General features: G+C 64.4%; 17 protein-coding genes. 13 read left to right on the top strand and 4 right to left on the bottom strand.

From position 1 onward, the window contains the following. The first annotated feature begins 7 nt into the window (after positions 1-7). Entirely contained in the window at positions 8-1,033 is a 1,026-nt protein-coding gene (locus tag R0V12_RS06655) for an AbrB family transcriptional regulator (RefSeq protein WP_070363315.1), read from the top strand. Between the two features lie 4 nt (positions 1,034-1,037). On the opposite strand, the gene R0V12_RS06650 is transcribed toward R0V12_RS06655, so the two are convergent. After that, on the bottom strand, positions 1,038-2,729 hold the full coding sequence (locus R0V12_RS06650; protein WP_070363316.1) for a DUF885 domain-containing protein: 1,692 nt from the start codon (positions 2,727-2,729) through the stop codon (positions 1,038-1,040). A gap of 133 nt (positions 2,730-2,862) precedes the next feature. On the opposite strand from R0V12_RS06650, the gene R0V12_RS06645 reads away from it, so the two are divergent. Continuing rightward, positions 2,863-3,933 carry an ROK family protein gene (locus R0V12_RS06645; RefSeq protein WP_070363317.1) on the top strand — a complete coding sequence of 357 codons (1,071 nt, stop codon included), beginning with the start codon at positions 2,863-2,865 and terminating at the stop codon, positions 3,931-3,933. Between the two features lie 84 nt (positions 3,934-4,017). Continuing rightward, complete coding sequence (locus tag R0V12_RS06640; RefSeq protein WP_070363318.1) at positions 4,018-5,310, top strand: dicarboxylate/amino acid:cation symporter; 1,293 nt, start codon at positions 4,018-4,020, stop codon at positions 5,308-5,310. Positions 5,311-5,315: 5 nt separating this feature from the next. Here R0V12_RS06640 and R0V12_RS06635 read toward each other — a convergent pair whose 3' ends face one another. Both R0V12_RS06635 and R0V12_RS06630 read right to left on the bottom strand, forming a co-directional pair. Next, on the bottom strand, positions 5,316-5,939 hold the full coding sequence (locus tag R0V12_RS06635) for a TetR/AcrR family transcriptional regulator (protein ID WP_083290935.1): 624 nt from the start codon (positions 5,937-5,939) through the stop codon (positions 5,316-5,318). 14 nt (positions 5,940-5,953) lie between these two features. Continuing rightward, entirely contained in the window at positions 5,954-6,541 is a 588-nt protein-coding gene (locus tag R0V12_RS06630; protein ID WP_070479015.1) for a TetR/AcrR family transcriptional regulator, read from the bottom strand. A 51-nt stretch (positions 6,542-6,592) separates the two neighbouring features. Between R0V12_RS06630 and R0V12_RS06625 the strand changes: the two genes are divergently transcribed. Next, the gene (locus R0V12_RS06625; protein ID WP_070363628.1) at positions 6,593-7,912 is read left to right on the top strand and encodes a M20/M25/M40 family metallo-hydrolase; all 1,320 of its coding nucleotides are present in this window, start codon (positions 6,593-6,595) and stop codon (positions 7,910-7,912) included. A gap of 41 nt (positions 7,913-7,953) precedes the next feature. Further along, on the top strand, positions 7,954-8,481 hold the full coding sequence (locus R0V12_RS06620) for a hypothetical protein (protein ID WP_070363321.1): 528 nt from the start codon (positions 7,954-7,956) through the stop codon (positions 8,479-8,481). Positions 8,482-8,494: 13 nt separating this feature from the next. Here the strand turns inward: R0V12_RS06620 and R0V12_RS06615 are convergent, their stop codons facing one another. Further along, a complete protein-coding gene (locus R0V12_RS06615; RefSeq protein WP_070363322.1) occupies positions 8,495-9,664 on the bottom strand; it encodes an alpha-amylase family protein in 1,170 nt (389 codons plus the stop codon). 50 nt (positions 9,665-9,714) lie between these two features. Between R0V12_RS06615 and R0V12_RS06610 the strand changes: the two genes are divergently transcribed. The 8 genes from R0V12_RS06610 (at position 9,715) to R0V12_RS06575 (ending at position 18,427) form a co-directional block, all read left to right on the top strand. Then, positions 9,715-10,290 carry a TetR/AcrR family transcriptional regulator gene (locus R0V12_RS06610; protein ID WP_320072353.1) on the top strand — a complete coding sequence of 192 codons (576 nt, stop codon included), beginning with the start codon at positions 9,715-9,717 and terminating at the stop codon, positions 10,288-10,290. A 33-nt stretch (positions 10,291-10,323) separates the two neighbouring features. Beyond that, positions 10,324-12,870, top strand: a complete 2,547-nt coding sequence (locus tag R0V12_RS06605; RefSeq protein ID WP_320072352.1) for a hypothetical protein — start codon at positions 10,324-10,326, stop codon at positions 12,868-12,870. Positions 12,871-13,230: 360 nt separating this feature from the next. After that, on the top strand, positions 13,231-14,622 hold the full coding sequence (locus R0V12_RS06600) for an aromatic ring-hydroxylating oxygenase subunit alpha (protein ID WP_070363325.1): 1,392 nt from the start codon (positions 13,231-13,233) through the stop codon (positions 14,620-14,622). Between the two features lie 36 nt (positions 14,623-14,658). After that, positions 14,659-15,219 (top strand): aromatic-ring-hydroxylating dioxygenase subunit beta, encoded by a 561-nt coding sequence (locus tag R0V12_RS06595; protein ID WP_256001448.1) that lies wholly within the window; start codon positions 14,659-14,661, stop codon positions 15,217-15,219. Between the two features lie 15 nt (positions 15,220-15,234). Further along, a complete protein-coding gene (locus R0V12_RS06590; RefSeq protein ID WP_284804772.1) occupies positions 15,235-16,302 on the top strand; it encodes a VOC family protein in 1,068 nt (355 codons plus the stop codon). Continuing rightward, a complete protein-coding gene (locus R0V12_RS06585; RefSeq protein ID WP_320072351.1) occupies positions 16,299-16,670 on the top strand; it encodes a hypothetical protein in 372 nt (123 codons plus the stop codon). Before R0V12_RS06590 ends, R0V12_RS06585 begins: the two co-directional genes overlap by 4 nt. Position 16,671: 1 nt before the next feature. Then, a complete protein-coding gene (locus tag R0V12_RS06580; RefSeq protein WP_320072350.1) occupies positions 16,672-16,998 on the top strand; it encodes a putative quinol monooxygenase in 327 nt (108 codons plus the stop codon). 31 nt (positions 16,999-17,029) lie between these two features. Further along, the gene (locus R0V12_RS06575; RefSeq protein ID WP_256001444.1) at positions 17,030-18,427 is read left to right on the top strand and encodes an MFS transporter; all 1,398 of its coding nucleotides are present in this window, start codon (positions 17,030-17,032) and stop codon (positions 18,425-18,427) included. Positions 18,428-18,484: the final 57 nt, after the last annotated feature.

Here is an 18,484-nt window from a genome sequence, read left to right as displayed (position 1 = left end):
AACAGCCATGCTTCGTTGGTGTGTGGTCGTCCCGGTGTCAATCGCGCTCGGTTGGGCCTTCAGCGCGCTGCACCTTCCGGCCGCGTGGATTCTGGGGGCGATCGTCGCATCGGGCGCGGTGGCGCTGCGCAGCGGGCGCGACCTTCCCATCAACGAGCTCCTGTTCACGTGCACCCGCGGCGTGATCGGCGTACTGGCGGCGCTGCCACTGGTGGGCATCCCCCCGAAGACGCTGTTGCCGTTCCTGCTGCCCGGCCTGCTGGCCGCGGCGAGCATGATCGGGTTGGCCTACGTGGGCGGCGCGGTGCTCGCGCGCAAGGGAATCTCGCAGGAAACCGGGGTGTTGTCGCTGCTCGCGGGCGGTGCGTCGCTCATGCCGGTCATCGCGAAGGAGATTGGTGCCGACGTCCGCTACGTCGCTCTGACGCAGTACCTGCGCCTGCTCGTCGTGTCGATGACGCTGCCGGTGGTGGCGGGGCTGCTCACTACCAAGCACGCCTCCGCCACGGAGCATCTGGAGCCCTACTGGTGGATGTGGTTGCTGGTGCCGGCGCTGGTGGCGGTTGGGCAGCCGATCGCGAAGGTGCTGCACATCCCGAACCCGTCGATTTTCGGCCCGATGATCGTCACCGCAGTGGTCGGCTCCTTCATGGACGTGGTCATCGTTCCGCCGGAGCCGCTGAACATCGCGGCGTTCTTGTGCATTGGCTGGGCGTGCGGCGGCGGCCTATCCGTACCTGCCCTGAAGCAGTTCTCCCGCCTGCTGCCCATCACGATCGTCTACATCGCCGCCCTCATGGCAGCCTGCGCCGGACTGGGCTGGCTGCTGGCGCTGTGGCTGAATATCAGCTTCTACGAGGGGTACCTGGCCACCACGCCAGGCGCACTCGAGACGGTGCTGGCACTCACCGCGGAGGGCGGGGTGGGCCCGGCGGTCGTGGCGGTCCAGCTGATCCGCCTGATCTGCATCCTGCTGTTCGCGGGTTACCTGCCGAAGTTGGTCAACTGGCAGAATCGCAAACGCAACGGCTAGCAGGCTAGTCGTGGTGGTTGAGCACCTCGTGGGCCAGCATGTCCATCGGCATCGACCCGAACTTGAGCGCCTTGTCGTGGAACTGGCGCAGCGTCATGCCCTGCTCCAGGGCGCTGTCGCGCAGTGAGCACCAGTCGCGGTAGCCGATGGCGTAGCTCGGCGCCTGGCCCGGCCAGCCCAGGTAGCGGTCCAGTTCGAAGGCGATGTGGGACTCTGGCATGGCGGAGTTGTCGCGCAGGAACGCCTTGGCGTAGGCGGCGTCCCACACGCCGGTGCCGTCCGGGGTGGCCTTCTTGAGGTGGACGCCGATGTCGATCATGACGCGGGCGAGGCGGAGCCGGCGGGCGTCGAGAAGCCCCATGCGGAAGCCTGGGTCGTCGAAGTGGCCGTGCTCCCCCATGAGCTCCTCGGCGTAGAGCGCCCAGCCCTCGCCGTGTGCGGAGTTCCAGCACGCGGTGCGACGCCACAGGTTGAGGTCGTTGCGCTGCATGAGCGCGGTGCCGATCTGCAGGTGGTGGCCCGGGATACCCTCGTGGAAGACGGTGGTGAGCTCCTGCCAGGTGTGGAACACTTCCTGGCCCTCCGGCACTGACCACCACATGGTGCCGGGGCGGATCAGGTCGTCGGACGGCGGGGTGTAGAAGATGCCGCCGGAACCGGCGTGGTCAATCGCGCACTCTACCTTGTGCAGGCCCTCCGGGATGGTGACGTCAACGCCGTCGAGGTCCCGCATGACCTGCTCGTTGACGGAGTTCATCCACTCCAGCAGGGCGTCGGTGCCGCGCAGGGTGTAGCGCTCCTCCTCGTTGAGACGCTTGTACGCACCCAGGATGGTGGCGTCCGGGCCGTAGAGCTTCTGCGCGAGCGCGCGCTGCTCAGCGACGGTTTCCTTCAGCTGCTCCTTGGCCCAGGTGTAGGCCTCGTCGAGGTTGATGCCGCGGCCCAAGAAGAACTCGGAGAAGAGTTCGTAGCGGTCGCGGCCGACGGCGTCGTCGTGGCGGCCGTGTGGCGCGAGCTCGGTGGACAGCCAGGTGGCCATCTCGTCGAATGCAGCCTTCGCCTTTTCGACGACGGCCGAGTCCTCCGGCAGACCCAGCTGGTCGAAGACGCTGTCGTCGTCGGTGAGGTCGCCGCACTGCTTGATCACGGCTTCGATCTGGCGGTACGCAGGCACATTGCCTGCCGACGCCGCCTCCGAAAGCGACGCGCGATAGCCCGCGAGCGCCGCCGGCACCTTGGACAGGCGCGCCTCAATGTGTTCGAAGTCCTCCTTGCTCACCTTCGGCATCAGCGCGAAGGAGTCGCGGATGGTCTGCACCGGCGAATCGATGTTGTTGAGCTGGCGCAGGTCCTCGCCCTGGTGGTGCAGCTCCAACTTGAATGCCATCCGGTCGCGCAGCAGCGAAGCGGTGAGATTGTCGACGTCGTCGAAGTCGTCTTCGTCGTCGGAGGCGTCCGTGGAGTCGTTGAGCGCGTCGACGTCGGCGACGACGTCACGGATGCGGTCGGCGACTTCGCCGTAGTACTCGGGGCTGAAGTCCTGCAGGTCGCAGTCGTGGCCTTCGAGGCCGATCTCCGTTGCCAGGGTAGGAATCAGCTCGGCGAGGTCGTAGAGAAAGTCTTCGCAGGTGGCGTCGAGTAGCGAAGGCTCGCGTTCTGACTGGGATGCGTGCTCCTCAAGCAAAGGATTGGTCATGGGTAGGCAGTGTAACCGAGGGACACGCTGAATGTGCACCTCTACACCCCATACAAACCGCATTGTCTACCGAGACGGCCCACTCTAGCTCGATAACTGGACAAAGCGGTCTACTACCGGTACATATATTCACATGCCTGCGACACGGACAGCGTTCCATCACCCAACAACCCCCGCCGCCAAGTGCCTGCACCTCATTCGCCTGCAGGAACAGTGCGTGCGACGAGACCTGATCGCAGCCACCGGCCTCTCGCAGCCCACCATCACCCGCGCCGTCACCGCGCTGGCAAACTCCGGCTACATCGTGGAACGCGGCGACCTGTCCGAGTCCACCGGCCGGGGCAGGCCCACCATGCCGCTCGAGCTCGGGGAACCGAACTCGCTGTACGCCGGGGTGGCCGTCGGCACCTTGAGCACCTACATCGCGCTGTTCGACCTCAAGGGGCGCACCCTGCGCAGCATCGATGTGGACATCCCCGTCGCACACATGAGTCCGGATGACTTCGTGCAGCACATCATGGCCGGGCTACACCGCCTCAGCGCCGGGATGGGCCGCCCGCTCGCAACCGTCGGCGTGACTACCTCGGGCACCGTCAACGAGGACGGCGAGGTCACCGCGGCAAACCTCGGCTGGCACGGGGTGCCGATCCGCCAGCAGATGCGGGAGCAGTTCGGCGTGCCCGTCGAGGTCGTCTCCATCAGCCAGGCGATCGTCGGCTCGGAGATGCAGTCGAGCCTGGACATCGACACCCCGCCGGTGATGGCGCTGTTCGCCGATGACTCGCTGGCCTGCGCAATGTCCACCCCGACCGGCGTGATGGCCATCGACGTCGCCAGCGATCACCTGACCACGCAGGGGCTCCTCAACGCCATCGGACAGTCGGCAGTACAGTCACTGCAGGAGGTCGTCGCGCTCGCGGAGCAGCAGTCGGCCACGCGCCAGGCGCTCGACCAGCGCGCACGCGGCCTCGGCTCACTCGTGGCCACGCTTGCCGACGCCCACACCCCCAGCACCGTCGTCGTCGCCGGCAGCGCCTTCATCGACGACCCGCAGGCGCCCGCCACGTTCGCGCGCACGGTGGTCAGCGAGGCCGAGCGCGCCCCGAAGCTGCGCATGATCCCTTCGCACCGCGAGATCGTGCGGGACATCGCGCGCGCGGTTGCACTGGATAAAGTGCTACGTGAACCGCTCTGTCTAGTTTAGATTTGACGCGTTTCTAGAGGATAGGTGTAGAATTTAGCTTCGTTTAATACCGATTAGTCTATAAATCTACACCTGGAGAACTTCATGCACCTTCCAAAGTGGATGACCGGGTTCGGCGCCCAAGTGATCGCCGGCCTGATCATCGGCCTCATCCTCGGGCTCATCGCCGCGGCCAACGACATCACCTGGCTCAGCGAGACGCTCAGCTGGGTCGGCAGCGCCTATGTGCAGCTGCTGAAGCTACTCATCCCGCCACTCGTGTTCACCGCGGTGGTCACCTCTATCGCGAACCTGCGCAAGGTCACCAACGCCGCGCGCCTTGCCTGGCAGACCCTGCTGTGGTTCGCCATCACCGCGTTCTTCTCGGTGATCATCGGCATCATCGTCGGCACCGTCATGCAGCCCGGCGCGAACTCGTCTGTCGACGCCTCCTCCGCCGCCGAACCAAGCGGCTCCGGCTCCTGGCTCGGCTTCCTGAACACCGTCATCCCGTCGAACTTCTTCGGGCTTGGTGTCAAGGTCTCGGAGACGAGCGCCTCGGTGAACTTCAACGTGCTGCAGATCCTGGTGATCTCTCTGCTCATCGGCGTGGCCGCCATCAAGGCGGGCAAGGCCGCGGAGCCGTTCCTGCAGTTCTCCGCCTCTTTCCTGGAGGTCATCCAGGTGGTGCTGTGGTGGATCATCCGCCTTGCCCCAATCGGTTCGGCGGCGCTCATCGGTAAGGCCGTGGCCACCTACGGCTGGGAGGCTCTGGGCAATCTCGGCCAGTTCGTGCTGGCGATCTACGTGGGCCTCGCGCTCGTGATCTTCGTGCTGTACCCGGCGGTACTGGCCGTCAATAAGGTGCCGGTCGGTGGCTTCTTCCGCCGCGTGTGGCCGGTGACCACCCTCGGCTTCGTCACCCGCTCCTCCATGGGCGTGATGCCGGTGAACCAGCGCACCGTCGAGGAGTCGATGGGCGTGCCGCGCGAGTACGCGGCCTTCGCCATGCCGCTCGGCGCGACCACAAAGATGGACGGCTGCGCCTCCATCTACCCGGCGATCGCGGCCCTGTTCGTCGCGCAGTTCTACGGCCTCGACCTGGGCGCGACGGACTACCTGCTCATCGTGATCGTGGCCGTGCTCGGCTCCGCGGCGACCGCGGGCACCACCGGCGCGACCGTCATGCTCACGCTGACGCTGTCCACCCTGGGCCTTCCGCTGGCTGGCGTGGGCCTGCTGCTGGCCATCGAGCCGATCATCGACATGGGACGTACCGCCGTCAACGTCACCGGCCAGGCCGTCGTCGCCGCCATCGTGGCGAAGCGCGAAGGCATCCTGGACGAAAAAATTTGGGACGCCGCAGAAGACGGCGCCCCAGCTCCCCAGCGAGGATAGCGATGCTACTGCTCGTCCGCTGCCCCACCACTGGTGGCGCGCAGCGCGCCGATCACGAGATCTAATGCCGCGCGAACGTTTTCTACGCGTTGCGCGGTTTCTTCATGCTCGCGGTCGCGCAGCATGCCGTCGATCAGGATGTCCTGTGTTCCGGCAGCCATGAAGCGGGCCGTGTCGCGCAGCGTTTCCTCCGTCAGAGCAATTTCTTCGCCTGACTCGATCTGGGTGTAGATCTTCTTCAGGTAGGCGTCCGCCAGAATGTTGCAGATCTTGTCGTTGAGATGGCCGTGCACCGAGGAGTTGATCAGATGCTTGACCGCCTTGTCGTAGCGCTCGAGGTGCTTCACCAGCCGCGCCACCTGGTCCGGGTACGTTTCGTCGATCACGATGTCATTGACGAAAGACTCGTAGGCAGGGAGGCAAATGTCGCACCCCGCAGCCAGGATGAGCGCGTCCTTGTCGTGAAAGTGCTCGTAGCAGGCCTGGCGGCTGACCTGCGCGTACTTCACAATCTGGGACAACGAAAGCTCATCCACCCGGTAATGGAGCAGCAGTTCCTTCGTTGCGTTCAGTAACGCCGTGCGCGTACGAACCGCGCGCGGGTCCATACTAAGTTCACGTGGTGTCATGAATGCAGGATACCTCACTGAGGCAAGCTCATTGCCCTACCGAACACTCCGAACACGCTCATTGCGCGTTTGACGGCTTCCTCGTAATTCTCGGACTCAGTCGCCGACTTCATAAAGATCGAAAACGCGCCGGAGCACAGGTAAGAAGCCACGTCGGCAGCTTCCTCGTCGGTCATCGGGACGACCTCGGCGCGCATCGCCGTCACCATGTCGTGCAGCATTGGCATCTCGGGCGTTGTAAAGCAAGCCATCAGCGTGGCGTGGGCCGGGCCGTTAATCACGTGGCTCAAGAGGCAACGAACCTCGGCGAGCTGCGAGAACAGCGCCTCCAGCGCAGGAGGCATCTCGCCGGTCTTCTTATACGTCTCGATGTAATCGTTCACCGCCGGGGCCAGCGCGCGCTGGATTGCTGCCTTGACGGCGGCGTCGCGGTCCTTGAAGTGCTCGTAGAAAACCTGGCGGCTCATCCCTGCCGCGTTCACAATCTGGGACACCGTGATGTCCTCAACCCGGTGCTCATTCAACAACTCGGTAGTTGTCTTGATGATCGCGTTCCGCGTTTTCACAGCGCGGGGGTCCTGGCTGAGTTCTCTTCGAGCCATACGACACCAACTCCTCTCTGGATGCCCACAAAAGCACCTAATATGCCAGACATGAACCTACATAGCGCAACAGTGGATCTCTTACGAACCCTTATCCAAAATACGTGTGTCAACGACCTTACCCCAACTTCGGGGGGAGAATACCGCAACGCGGCCACGCTCGAATCGTTTTTCGACGGCGCTCCCGTGCGCATCCAAAAGTATGAACCCACAGATGGGAGGGTGTCTATCGCGTTTACCATCGAGGGTACCGACCCCTCCGCGGAGCCCCTCACGCTGCTCGGCCACACGGACGTAGTGCCCGTCGATAAGGAGCAGTGGACGCACGACCCCTTCGGCGCCGAAATTATCGACGGCCGACTCTACGGCCGCGGCGCCACCGACATGCTGTACATCACCGCCGCGATGGCCGCCGCCACCCGCGACGTGGCCCTGAGCGGCAAACGCCCGCGCGGCACACTGACTTTCGTGGGCGTGGCGGACGAGGAGGCGCGCGGCGGGCTCGGCGCCGGCTACCTCTCGCAGCTCGACCCGGAGCCGTTCAGCTGGAAGAACTGCCTCTCCGAGGAGGGCGGCTCCCACCTGCCGGTGCGCGACGGCTCGGACGCGATCGTCGTGGTGATTGGTGAGAAGGGCGCGGCCCAGCGCCGCCTCGTGGTGCGCGGGGACGCCGGCCACGGCTCCGCCCCGCACGACCGCGACATGGCCGTCACCAAGATTGGTGAGGTTGCTCGCCGTATCGCGTCGGTGCAGCCCTCCGTGACCACCGAGCAGCCGTGGCCGGACTACATCCGCGCCTGGAAATTCGACCCCGAGACCGAGGCCGCCCTGCTGCGCGGCGAAGGCTACGAGGCGCTCGGCGACCTGGCGCGCTACTCGCACGCCATGAGCCACCTGAGCATCGCACCGACGGTGCTGCGCGCGGGCGAGGCCATCAACGTACTGCCGTCCATGGCCTACATGGAGCTGGACATCCGCCCGCTGCCCGGCCAGAGCCAGGAGTGGATCGACGAGCAGCTGCGCACGGCGCTCGGCGACCTGGCCAGCGAGGTGGAGATCCAGCACCTCATCACCGAGGACGCCACCATCTCCCCCACCGACTCGCCGCTCTATCAGGCGATCTGCGAGACCTACGCCGAGTTCTTCCCCGACGCCGTGGTGGTCCCAACTATCGCCGCCGGCGGCTCGGACCTGCGCTTCGCGCGCCGCAAGGGCGGGGTGGGCTACGGATTTGCGATGCACGCCCGTGAGCGTCACCTGGGTCAGGTGCTGGATTTGCTGCATGGCCACGACGAATACGTGGATATCGAGGACGTTCACCTCACCGTGGACGCCTACCGCAGCCTGATCCGACGCTTCCTCGACGCCTAACCGGGTGTGACAGATGGGGCTGATGTGACATACTGGCGGCTATGAAAATTCGCACAGCTGCACTCACCGCACTCATGGCCGCCACCGTTTCTACCGGCGTGGCCTCCGCTGACGCCATCGACGACGCCCTGGCAAAGCTTCCCGCAGGCCAGATCTCCTGCGATCAGGCATCCCGCTACTGGACCAACGACGCCGACTTCAACGCCAAGAAGCGCCAGGCCCAGACCATCGCAGCCTTCGACCGCCGCGGCCCGCAGATCCAGGCCGCGCTCGGCCGCGTGGAGGAAGCCGCCAACCGCTGCGGCCTGCGCGGCACCACGGGCGCGCCTGCAAATAAGCAGCAGCCTGCCCAGCAGAACGCGCAGCCAGCGCAGCCTGCCCAGCAGAATGCCCAGCCGGCCCCCGCACCCGCACCGCAGGGCACACCTGTGATCACGCTGGCACCCGCCAACGTGCCCACCTTCGACATGCCGGTCGCGGGCGCGGTCACGCTGCGCCTGCCGGACCTGTCCGTCATTGCCCGGGAGCTGCTGGCCAAGTACGCACCGGGTTCCTCCCTGCCGTTCTAGGCCGTTCTAGCGGTTAGACAGCAGACCACTCGTAGCAGGTCTCGCCCCCGGACGTGATGCGCACGCCCGGCGCGGGGTCGAGCCAGGCGGTCACCGTCGCGCGCTCCGAACCGGATTCGAGCGCCACGGTGATCGCCTCATTTGTTTTGTCGGTCACCTCGAGGGTGGCGGTTTCGAGCCAGCGGTGGCGGCGTCGAAAAGCGATGAGCTTCTTGTGCTCCTCGAAGATCCACTGCCCCAGACTCGAAAGCTCCGCGGGGCTGGCTGGCAGCGGCGGGCGCACGGGGTCGTCGGCGGCGAACCCCTCCCCGCGCAGGCCCTCGAAGCCCTGCTCATCGCCGTAGTAGATGCTGGGCATGCCGGGCAGCGCCATGAGCAGCGCCGTGGCCACAAGCGCGCCGTCCTGCCCCACCTTCGAAGCAATCCGGTCCACGTCGTGGTTGCCGACGAACGTGTTGGGCACCATGTGCTCGCACAGGTCGCGGTGGCGGCCCAGCGCGTGGTCAAGCTCCCAGAAGTTCACGTCCTTGATGGAGGACCACAGGGCCTTCCACAGCTCGTATTGAGTGACGGTGTCCAGGGTGCCCGCCGCGGCGATCTCGGCGTAGTCGCCGTGGATGACCTCGCCCAGGAAGAGCGCGTCCGGGAAGCGCTCGCGCACGCGCGCCAGCACGGTGCGCCAGAACTCCGGCGGCACCGAGTACGCCACGTCCAGGCGCCAGCCCGTGATGCCGCGTTCGAGCCAGTAGCACATGACGTCGGTGACCAGGTCCGCCACGCGCGGGTCCTCGTGGTGGAGGGTGGCCAGCTCGCCGTGGCCTTCCCAGTCCGTGTCGCCGGCCAGGCCCTGCGCCACCAGCGGGTGGGTGCGCGCGACGTGGTTGAACACGCCATCGAGCATCACGTGGATGCCGCGCTCGCGGCAGGCGGCCATCAGGTGGTCGAAGTCCTCGTTGGTGCCCAGGCGGGGGTCGATCTGGAAGTGGTCCAGCGTGTCATAGCCGTGGGACACCGATTTGAAAATCGGGCCGAGCAGCAGCCCGTTGCAGCCGAGCTCGATCAGGTAGTCCAACCAGGGCTCGAGCTGCCGCAGGCGCGGCGCTTCGTCGTGCTCCTCGCGGATCGGTGCGCCCGTGGCGCCCAGCGGGTAGACGTGCCACCAGATAATGTCTGACGTGGACAAGTTCCTCACACTTTCTATTGAGCAAAGCTCAGTACTGTAGGGTGGTGTCCATGACACAACCACGACGGAGGCTCAGCGTCGAGCAACGCCAGGAAGAAATCCTCGCCGCTGCCACGGACATCTTCTCCACCACACCTTACGTGGAAGTCTCCACCCAGGACATCGCCGACGCCTGCGGTGTGTCCCAAGGCCTCCTCTTCCACTACTTCGAATCCAAGGCAGGGCTCTACACCGCTTTCCTCAAGGCACACACCCAGCCGCTTTTCGACGACCACCTCGACCCCAACACCGACACCCACGAGGCTCTGCGCAGCACCCTGGAGCGCTACCTCAACCACGTCGCCGAGCACCCGTTCGTGTGGCTGGCCGGTCGCCGCGGCGGCGCCGAACCCACCGAGGCAATCAACCTGCGCATTGAGATGCGCGACGCCTCCGTCGAAACGCTGTGCTCCCTGCTGGGCCGCGACGACGAGCACGCCGCACGCGCCGCATCCGGGATGCTCGGCTTCCTCAACGCCGTCTGCATCGACTGGGTCGACGAAAGCTGCCCCGCCCCCGAACGCGACGACATCATCGACACCGCCATCGGCGCACTCACGGGGGCACTCGCCGCTACACAGAAGTAGCACTTCGAGAGGTCTATCCCCTAAACTTTGCGCATGCACAAGTTGACCTCCGGCGCCCTCGTTGTCGCCCTGACCGGCACCGCCGTCACCGTCCCCGCCACCATCAACCCCACCGCCCACTACGCCGAAGCGCAAGGCCTCCTCGGCCTCGGCGGGCAGGCGTTGCAGGGGCTCGTCGAAAAGGGCGAAGCCAAAGTCGCCGAACTCGAATCCCAGCTATGGAAAGCCGACCTGGCGCTCAAGGGCGCGCAGGCTGTCCTCGAGATGAAGCGCTGGGGCGTCGTCCTCGCCATCGGCGAGGAGAACAAGAAGGCCAAGCAAGCCGAGTACGACCAGCAGAAACTGCTCGTCGACTCCGCCGAACTCCTCGTCCGCACCACCAAGACCTCCCTCGACGCCGCACGCAAAACACTCGCCGTGACCAAGAAGCAGCTCGAGGACTTCAACGGCAAAGACCCATCCGCCTACGAAGACGCCCCCGAACCCGACATCAAACCCGTCGCCCTGCCCACCAACCTGCGCGAAGCCCTTGAGAGCATCACCGCGCAGCAGGAGGCAGTGGCCAAGCGCCAAGCACTTTTCGACGAAGCCGACTCCGCCTACACCAAACACAAAAAAGAAGTCGACTCCAGCTGGTTCAGCTGGCTCGCCCCCTCCAACACCAAGGAGCTCGAGGGCCTGAAGAACCGTCGCGACGCCCGCAAAGCCAAACTCGACCTCGAACAAGCCCGCCTGGACAACATCACCCGCTCCATCGAACTCTTCGAAGCCATCGAAGCGGAAACCCCTGCACATGACGGCCACGGCGCCGACCGCTACGACGCCACCACACCCACCAATGTCGACGACGCTTCCCGCCAGCTCGAGTTCGCCAACAGCACCCTCGAAGCCGCCACCCACCGCAAGGCCAACATCGAAGCCAACCTCGCCGCACTCACCGGATGGCAAGAGCGCAACCCATTCACCGGCTTCTGGCACAACGCCGACAAGTGGACCCTCGAACACGCCCTCCGCGCCGCGGACAACGAAATCGCCGACGCCACCAAACGCATCGCCGACAAAGCCGCCGCGCTGGAGGAACTGAAGAACGCGCCCGCGGAGACTGAGGCTTCTGCGCCGGAGGTTGAGACGCCGTCCGAGGTTGTTGAGCCTTCTGCGACGGTAGAGCCTTCTGCGGCTGCCGAGCCGACCGAGGACTCCGCCCCGCGGACACCGGAGCCATCGGCACCTGAAGTAGCTCCGGAACCGTCGGAATCTGAAGCGCCCACTGCCCCTGAATCTCCCGCAACCTCCTCAGAGGAGTCCGCCCCGCGGACACCAGAAACAACAGAGCCAACTACGGACGTGTCCACGGCAACCTCAACACCAGCGACAACGTCTACTTCAACTCCGGAGGATTCCGCCCCGCGGACACCCGAAGCTTCCGAAAGCGTTGAACCTGCAGACACTTCCGCCGAACCCGAAGATCAAATCGATATCGACGAGCTCACCCACAACCTCGACGAGGCAAAGAAACTCGAGCAGGACATGCTCGATCTGCAGAAGCTGCTGCAGCAGTACATCAACAAACCTGAGGCCGAGACAACCGAGCCGTCCGAGACTGAGGTGACTCCAACGACCGTGACCGAGGTGTCCGCGGCGACTTCGGCACCAGCGACAACGTCTGTTCCAACTTCGGAAGTGTCCGCCGCGCGGACGACCGAAACGACAGAACCGGCTACCGAGGATTCCGCCGCGCGGACAACCGAGGAGACAGCACCCACTGCTGACAGTTCCGCCGCGCGGACAACCCCGACCGAAATTCCTTCAAGTGAGCAGTCCGCCCCGCGGACAACTACTTCGGCAAAGCTGTCCACGGTAGCCGTGGCCCCTGCAACCTCGTCCGAGGTGTCCGCCGCGCGGACAACTGAAGCCGCAGAGCCAACGACCGAAGTGTCCGCGGCAACCTCAACACCAGCGACAACGTCTGTTCCAACTTCGGAAGTGTCCGCCGCGCGGACAACCGAAACGACAGAACCGGCTACCGAGGATTCCGCCGCGCGGACAACCCCGACCGAAATTCCTTCAAGTGAGCAGTCCGCCCCGCGGACAACCACTTCGGCAAAGTTGTCCACGGTAGCCGTGGCCCCTGCAACCTCGTCCGAGGTGTCCGCCGCGCGGACAACTGAAGCCGCAGAGCCAACGACCGAAGTGTCCGCGACAACCTCAACACCTGCGACAACGTCTGCCCCGGCCTCATCGGAAGTGTCCGCCGCGCGGACAACCCCGACTGAAATCCCTTCGAGCCAGCAGTCCGCCCCGCAGACAACCGAAGCCGCAAAGCCAACCACCGAGGTGTCCGCGGCAACCTCAACACCTGCGACGAGGCCGGGAAGTTCCGCGCCGCGGACAACTAGCCAGGCGCCGGAAACTACGCAGCAGGCCAAACCAACGCAGCAGACGGAAGGGGCTGCGAGTGGGGCGGAGGGGTCGTCGGCAAGTAGTTGGCTGTGGCTGATCCTGCCGCTGCTGCTGGCGCTTGGGTTCGGCGGTGCGGCGTACGCGGACCTGATTCCGGGCGTGCGGCTGCCGAGGATGTAGCGCGCGCACCAGATTCCTTGTTTTCGCGGGGCGGATTTGGAAAAGCCCTGGTCGCGGGAAGCACGTGAGGGAATTTGGTGTGCGTAGAGTAAGGTCTGAGTGCCAATGGGCGCAACCTCTTTTGGGCTAGCTATTCATACTAGCTGGTAATAAAAGCGCTAGATGTTTAGTCGTGCATCTTTTGGCACTGGCTTCCGGGAAGAGTCGGAAAGGCTATCGCGGGCTGAACTTTGAGCCCCGAGGCCCCTCCTTTTATGCCCGCCGGGGCTGTTCCATTGACTGGAACGTGGGTTTTAGCCAATTATTCTTCCGTTTAAAGTCACTCCCACAGATGACACAGATCACAGAGGGGAAGTGGCTATGAGTAAGATCGCAGAACTCATTGATCCGGTCGGAGGATACGTTTCCGGCAAGATTTTCGCCGACGAGGACATCTACCGCCAGGAGTTGGAGACCGTCTGGCAGCGTACCTGGGTGTTCCTTGCGCACGAGTCGATGCTGCCGAAGCGCGGGTCATATATCCAGACCTACATTGGTGAGGACCCGGTCATTGTTGTGCGCCAGAAGTCCGGTGAGGTCAAGGCGTTTCTGAACCAGTGTCGTCACCGCGGTATGCGCATCTGCCGTGCTGACCGCGGTCAGGCGAAGTCTTTCATGTGTTCCTTCCACGGCTGGTCTTACGACCTTGAGGGCAACTTGACCAACATCCCGCATGAGAACAATGCGTACCCGGAGGGCATCGATAAGTCGAAGTTGTCGGCAATCAAGGTGCCGCGCATTGAAAACTACAAGGGCTTCATCTTCGGCTCCTGGGATGAGACGATCCCGCCGCTGGAGGAGTACCTGGGCAACGCGAAGTACTACCTGGATGGCTACATGGACCGCTACGAGGGCGGCATGGAAGCCATCGCCGTCCACAAGTGGGTCCTGCCGGCGAACTGGAAGTTCAACGTTGAGCAGCCGACGTCCGACATGCAGCACTCGGAGATCTCCCACGTCTCCGCGGTGGAGGCGCTCAGCTCCGGTTCGGACACCTTCGACCGCAAGACCGGCCGCAAGAAGGTCCCGGAGGGCCGCCAGTTCCTCAGCCCGTACGGTCACGGCGGTGCGTTCTTCGGCAAGCGTGACGCGGAGATCCCCAACACCGGCCCTGCGCTGATCGAGTGGGAGAACACCATCCGTGACTCCATCGTGGAGCGCCTCGGTGAGTTCCGCGAGGTCCGCGGCCACATGAACGTCTTCCCCAACTTCATGCTGCTGGGCAACTACACCTTCCGCGTCACCCACCCGCGTGGCCCGAACGAGATGGAGATCTGGTCCTGGGCGTTCGTGCCGAAGGACGCGCCGGAAGAGGTCAAGGAAGCCATCCGTGTCGACGTCATGCGCACCTTCTCCCCTGGCGGCATGTTCGAGCAGGACGACGCCGAGAACTGGGAGGAGATGCAGCACATCCTCCGCGGCGCGAAGTCCCGCGAGACCGGCTTCACCTACAACATGCGTCGTGTCCCCGTCAGCTACGACGATGACGGCTACCCAGGCGCATCCACGGCACATGTCTACTCGGACAACGCCGCGCTGAACATGTACGGCTTCTACCGCGACCTGATGGAAGACAAATCTTGGGAACAGCTCAAGGCCGAACGAGGGGGCGTTCCGGAGGTTGACCAGCGAGACTTCACCAAGGTGATGGATCCGGAAGCAGCAGCGGCAGCTGCAGCCTCTGACGGTGCTTACGAAGGCAACGTCGATTAGTCCCTAGCTTTTACACGACCTTTGAAGGAGAAACCCATGGCGAGCAACAACACGCAAGCGTCAGAGGCAGTGACCCAGGCCCCTGCGGGTGCGGAAGATGAGCGCCTCATCGCGCGCTTCCTGTACGACGAAGCCGAAATGATGGACAACATGCAGTGGGAAGACTGGCTCGACTGCATGCACGACGACGTCGACTACTGGGCGCCGGTCCGCGAAAACCGTGTGGCCCGTGAGCGTAAGGAAGAGTTCTACCCGAAAGGGACGTCGGTCTACTTCGAGGAATCCAAGGAGTTCCTGCGCCAGCGCGTCGTCCGTCTGCAAACCAACATGGCGTGGGCCGAGGAGCCGCCGTCACGTTCACGCCACATGCTCACCAACCTGCGCATTGACGAGCGTAGCGACGGCGCCTTCGCCGTTCGTTCGAACTTCCTCATCTATCGCTCACGTGGAGAGCGCTACGAGGACACCATCGCAGGTGAGCGCCGCGATGTCATCGTGCGGGCACCGGAATCGCGTTACGGATTCCTGGTGCTCGAACGTGAGATCCGCTTCGATATGGCAACCATCCTCGTCAAGAACTTGTCTCTGTTCTACTAAAGAAAGGAAACGCTCTTGAGTACACAGATTGAAACCACGAACCTCCTGCGCATCGGCGTTGTCGTCTATGATCTCGACGCCAAAATCAAGGATTACTCCCGCATCTACGGCATTACCGACTGGGACATCGCCGAGCACGCGCCAACCGACGCAGTAGCGCACGGTCGACGCCTGGCGACGACCCCGGGCACCTGGCGGAGCGCCGTCGGCACCACCCCTGCCGTCAACGGCGAGAAGGGCCCAGGCGGACGCCCGGCGTCGAGCCTTACCTTCGAGCTCATCGAACCAACCGGCGGCGAGAGCCCCTTCAACGAGTTCCTGCGCACCAAGCGCGAAGGCATCGCGTTCCTGCAGGTCCGCTCCACCGCGGCCAACGACGAGGCGGTCGCGGAGCACTTCAAGGCGCTCGGCTACGACATCGCCTACACAGCAACTGTCGACGGCGCCACGCGCACCTTCTACGACACGCGCGAGAACCTGGGCGGCTTCCTCGTCGAGATGCTTCCGGCAACCGCCGCCGACCCGGCCCAGGTGAGCACCGACACCCGCCCGACTCAACCGGTGCAGGGCATGTACCACTTCGGTGTCCTCGTGCACGACGTCATGGCGGCGCTGCCGCACTACCGCGACGTCTTCGGCATCCAGCGCTACGAGATGAAGACGTGGGAGACCGGCTTCGGCCGCCTGGACAAGCCGTACTACCGTGGCAAGGACGGCGACACCGGCTACTTCACCGCCCAGGGCACCGCCGGTGACTTCGGCTTCGAGATCATCTCCGTCAACCACGGCGACTGCCACTACAACCGCGAATTCTTCGATGAGCGCGGCCCGGGCATCCACCACTACTTCGCGTGGATGACCACGGAGGACTCCGAGTGGGACGAGGTCGTCGCCTCCATGACCGAGGCTGGCCACCCACTGTGCATGGGCTCTAACCTGCGCGGCGGCGCCGCCGAGTTCGGCTACTTCGACACCTTCGACGCGCTCGGCGGCTACCTCATCGAGATCGTCGCGCGCCGCGAGCCACCGAAGCCGGAGTTCGCCGCACCCGACTGGATCGTCGACTTCGAGGAGCTCGTATGATCCGCATCGTTCATCGCGGAGCCACCGACGCTCCAGAAAAGCTTCTTCACGACGTCGCATCCCTCCGCCAGCGCGACGGAATCAAGGAAGCCGAGGCCTATCAAACCCTGGCGGTCGAGGACGAGGACTACGCCGTCGCGATTCTCGCGGCGAACGTGTCCGACTACGCAGAGATTGTCGAGAAGCTGCCGGAACTCCCGAACCTGCACACATTCGTGCAGGACGGCACGACGGAGATCTACGAGCAGTCCAAGTACGTCCTCGCCGACGGCGTGTGGGCCCCAGAAGCGGGCTACGACGCCCGCATCATGTGGCCGGCGCGGGCCAGTCAGCATTGTCATCCAGAACGCTTTCGTCGAAAACCCTGAGATGCGCGCGCTGACCGCCCAGGAAATCACCGAGACCCGCCGTGAGCCGGGCTGCCTCTACTACGCGTGGATGGAGAACCTGGAACTGCCCAATCACCTCATGCTGCTTGAGGTGTGGGCGGACCAGACAATCTACGACCATCACTGGTTCGGGCGCATGGCCACGGGCGAGTACCGCGGCAACTCCGGACGCGAGGCCGCCACGCCGCAGCGCGGAGAACTTACCCGCGAGTTCTACCGCCAGCAGCCCTTCGAGTACCACTACGGACGCCTCCTCCCTGAGGCAACCGAAAACTATTCCCACTCCGTTGCGTGGTCCGCGCGCTAGCTGACCACCCCATCCCTTTCAGGAGACCCACATGACTAACATCACCCATGCCCCGCCGGTAGACCTCGCGAAGCATGAGCGCACGCCGAAAGAGCGGCGCCTCGCCCTTGGTTCGTCCTTCCTCGGCTCCACCGTGGAGTACTACGACTTCCTGCTCTACGCAGCCGCAGCTGGCCTGGTGTTCCCGCAGCTCTTCTTCGCGAACATCGACCCGAAGCTGGGCACGATGCTCTCCTTCGTCATCCTGCTCACCGGCTACCTCTCCCGCCCGATTGGTTCGATGGCGTTCGGCCACTTCGGCGACAAGTACGGCCGTAAAAACGTCCTGGTCATCACGCTGATGACGATGGGGCTTGTCTCCATCTCGATCGGCCTGATGCCGTCCTCGCAGATGATTGGGCCTGCCGCTCCGATTCTGCTGGTCATCCTGCGCATCATCCAGGGCATGGCGATCGGCGGCGAATGGGCCGGCGCCACCCTGATGGCCATGGAGAACTCCACCGCCAAGAACAAGGGCTTCGGCGCCTCCGTCGCCATCGCTGGCGGCCCAGCAGGTGCCATCTTGTCGACGCTGGTCCTCGCGATCTTCGCGAAGGCTTCCGGCGACAACTTCGCCAACCCCGAGCAGTACTTCATCACCGACTGGGGCTGGCGCGTTCCGTTCCTGTTCTCCGCAGCCATCGTCATCGTCGGCCTGTTCATGCGCGCCAACGTGAAAGAGTCCCCAGAGTTCGAAGCAGCCCGGCGCGCCGGCAAGGTGCATACCGGTGTGCCGCTGGTCCGCATGCTGAAGGAAGCCCCGCGCGAGCTGGTCCTCGGTGCGCTCGCCGGCACCGCCGCACTATTCGTGCAGGGTCTGCAGGGCTCGTTCATGGTGCCGTACATCGTGAACGCGACCGCTGAAACTGAAACGCCAGTCGGCCGCTCGACTGCCCTGATGATGGTCACGGTCGGCTCCGCCATCGCGATCTTCGTCATGCCGGGCTTGGCCGCCCTGTCTGACCGCCTCGGACGACGCCGCGTCATGCTGGCCGGTGGTTTGGTCTCCATCATCGGCATCTGGATCGTCTTCAACATGATCGACTCCGGTGACCCAACCAAGATCTGGATCGGCATGGTCCTGCTCGTATGCGTGGTGCAGCCCGCACAGTACGGGCCGATCGGCGCGTTCATCTCCGAGAAGTTCGTCCCCGAGCTGCGCTACACCGGCTCCGGTATCACCTACCAGGCGGCGTCCATCCTCGGCGCTGGTACCGCACCGCTGGTCGCGACCCGCTTCGTCTCCCCGGAGACCGGCCTGACCCCGCTGGCCATCATCATCACCGGCCTGTTCGTGGTCTCCTCGCTGGCGATTTACTTCTCCAAGGAAACCGCCCAGAGCATGGGCCACGCAGAGCGCTTCACCAAGACGAATATGTTCAAGGGCTAGGTCAAGGGCTCACACAGCACGAAAAAATACCCCGGAGCTACTCTGGGGTATTTTCTT

Source organism: Corynebacterium sp. UMB2355A (assembly GCF_033877495.1).
GTDB lineage: Bacteria > Actinomycetota > Actinomycetes > Mycobacteriales > Mycobacteriaceae > Corynebacterium > Corynebacterium pseudogenitalium.
The sequence above is the reverse complement of the archived record's forward strand: the minus strand, read 5'-3'. Positions and strand labels throughout refer to the sequence as shown.

Excerpts from the sequence above, each read along its gene's own strand:
- R0V12_RS06610 (WP_320072353.1), top strand. The coding sequence starts at position 9,715 with ATGACACAACCACGACGGAGGCTCAGCGTCGAGCAACGCCAGGAAGAA.
- R0V12_RS06640 (WP_070363318.1), top strand. The coding sequence starts at position 4,018 with ATGCACCTTCCAAAGTGGATGACCGGGTTCGGCGCCCAAGTGATCGCC.
- R0V12_RS06650 (WP_070363316.1), bottom strand. The coding sequence starts at position 2,729 with ATGACCAATCCTTTGCTTGAGGAGCACGCATCCCAGTCAGAACGCGAG.
- R0V12_RS06655 (WP_070363315.1), top strand. The coding sequence starts at position 8 with ATGCTTCGTTGGTGTGTGGTCGTCCCGGTGTCAATCGCGCTCGGTTGG.
- R0V12_RS06605 (WP_320072352.1), top strand. The coding sequence starts at position 10,324 with ATGCACAAGTTGACCTCCGGCGCCCTCGTTGTCGCCCTGACCGGCACC.
- R0V12_RS06635 (WP_083290935.1), bottom strand. The coding sequence starts at position 5,939 with ATGACACCACGTGAACTTAGTATGGACCCGCGCGCGGTTCGTACGCGC.
- R0V12_RS06585 (WP_320072351.1), top strand. The coding sequence starts at position 16,299 with ATGATCCGCATCGTTCATCGCGGAGCCACCGACGCTCCAGAAAAGCTT.
- R0V12_RS06620 (WP_070363321.1), top strand. The coding sequence starts at position 7,954 with ATGAAAATTCGCACAGCTGCACTCACCGCACTCATGGCCGCCACCGTT.
- R0V12_RS06625 (WP_070363628.1), top strand. The coding sequence starts at position 6,593 with ATGAACCTACATAGCGCAACAGTGGATCTCTTACGAACCCTTATCCAA.
- R0V12_RS06630 (WP_070479015.1), bottom strand. The coding sequence starts at position 6,541 with ATGGCTCGAAGAGAACTCAGCCAGGACCCCCGCGCTGTGAAAACGCGG.
- R0V12_RS06580 (WP_320072350.1), top strand. The coding sequence starts at position 16,672 with ATGCGCGCGCTGACCGCCCAGGAAATCACCGAGACCCGCCGTGAGCCG.
- R0V12_RS06645 (WP_070363317.1), top strand. The coding sequence starts at position 2,863 with ATGCCTGCGACACGGACAGCGTTCCATCACCCAACAACCCCCGCCGCC.
- R0V12_RS06595 (WP_256001448.1), top strand. The coding sequence starts at position 14,659 with ATGGCGAGCAACAACACGCAAGCGTCAGAGGCAGTGACCCAGGCCCCT.
- R0V12_RS06575 (WP_256001444.1), top strand. The coding sequence starts at position 17,030 with ATGACTAACATCACCCATGCCCCGCCGGTAGACCTCGCGAAGCATGAG.
- R0V12_RS06600 (WP_070363325.1), top strand. The coding sequence starts at position 13,231 with ATGAGTAAGATCGCAGAACTCATTGATCCGGTCGGAGGATACGTTTCC.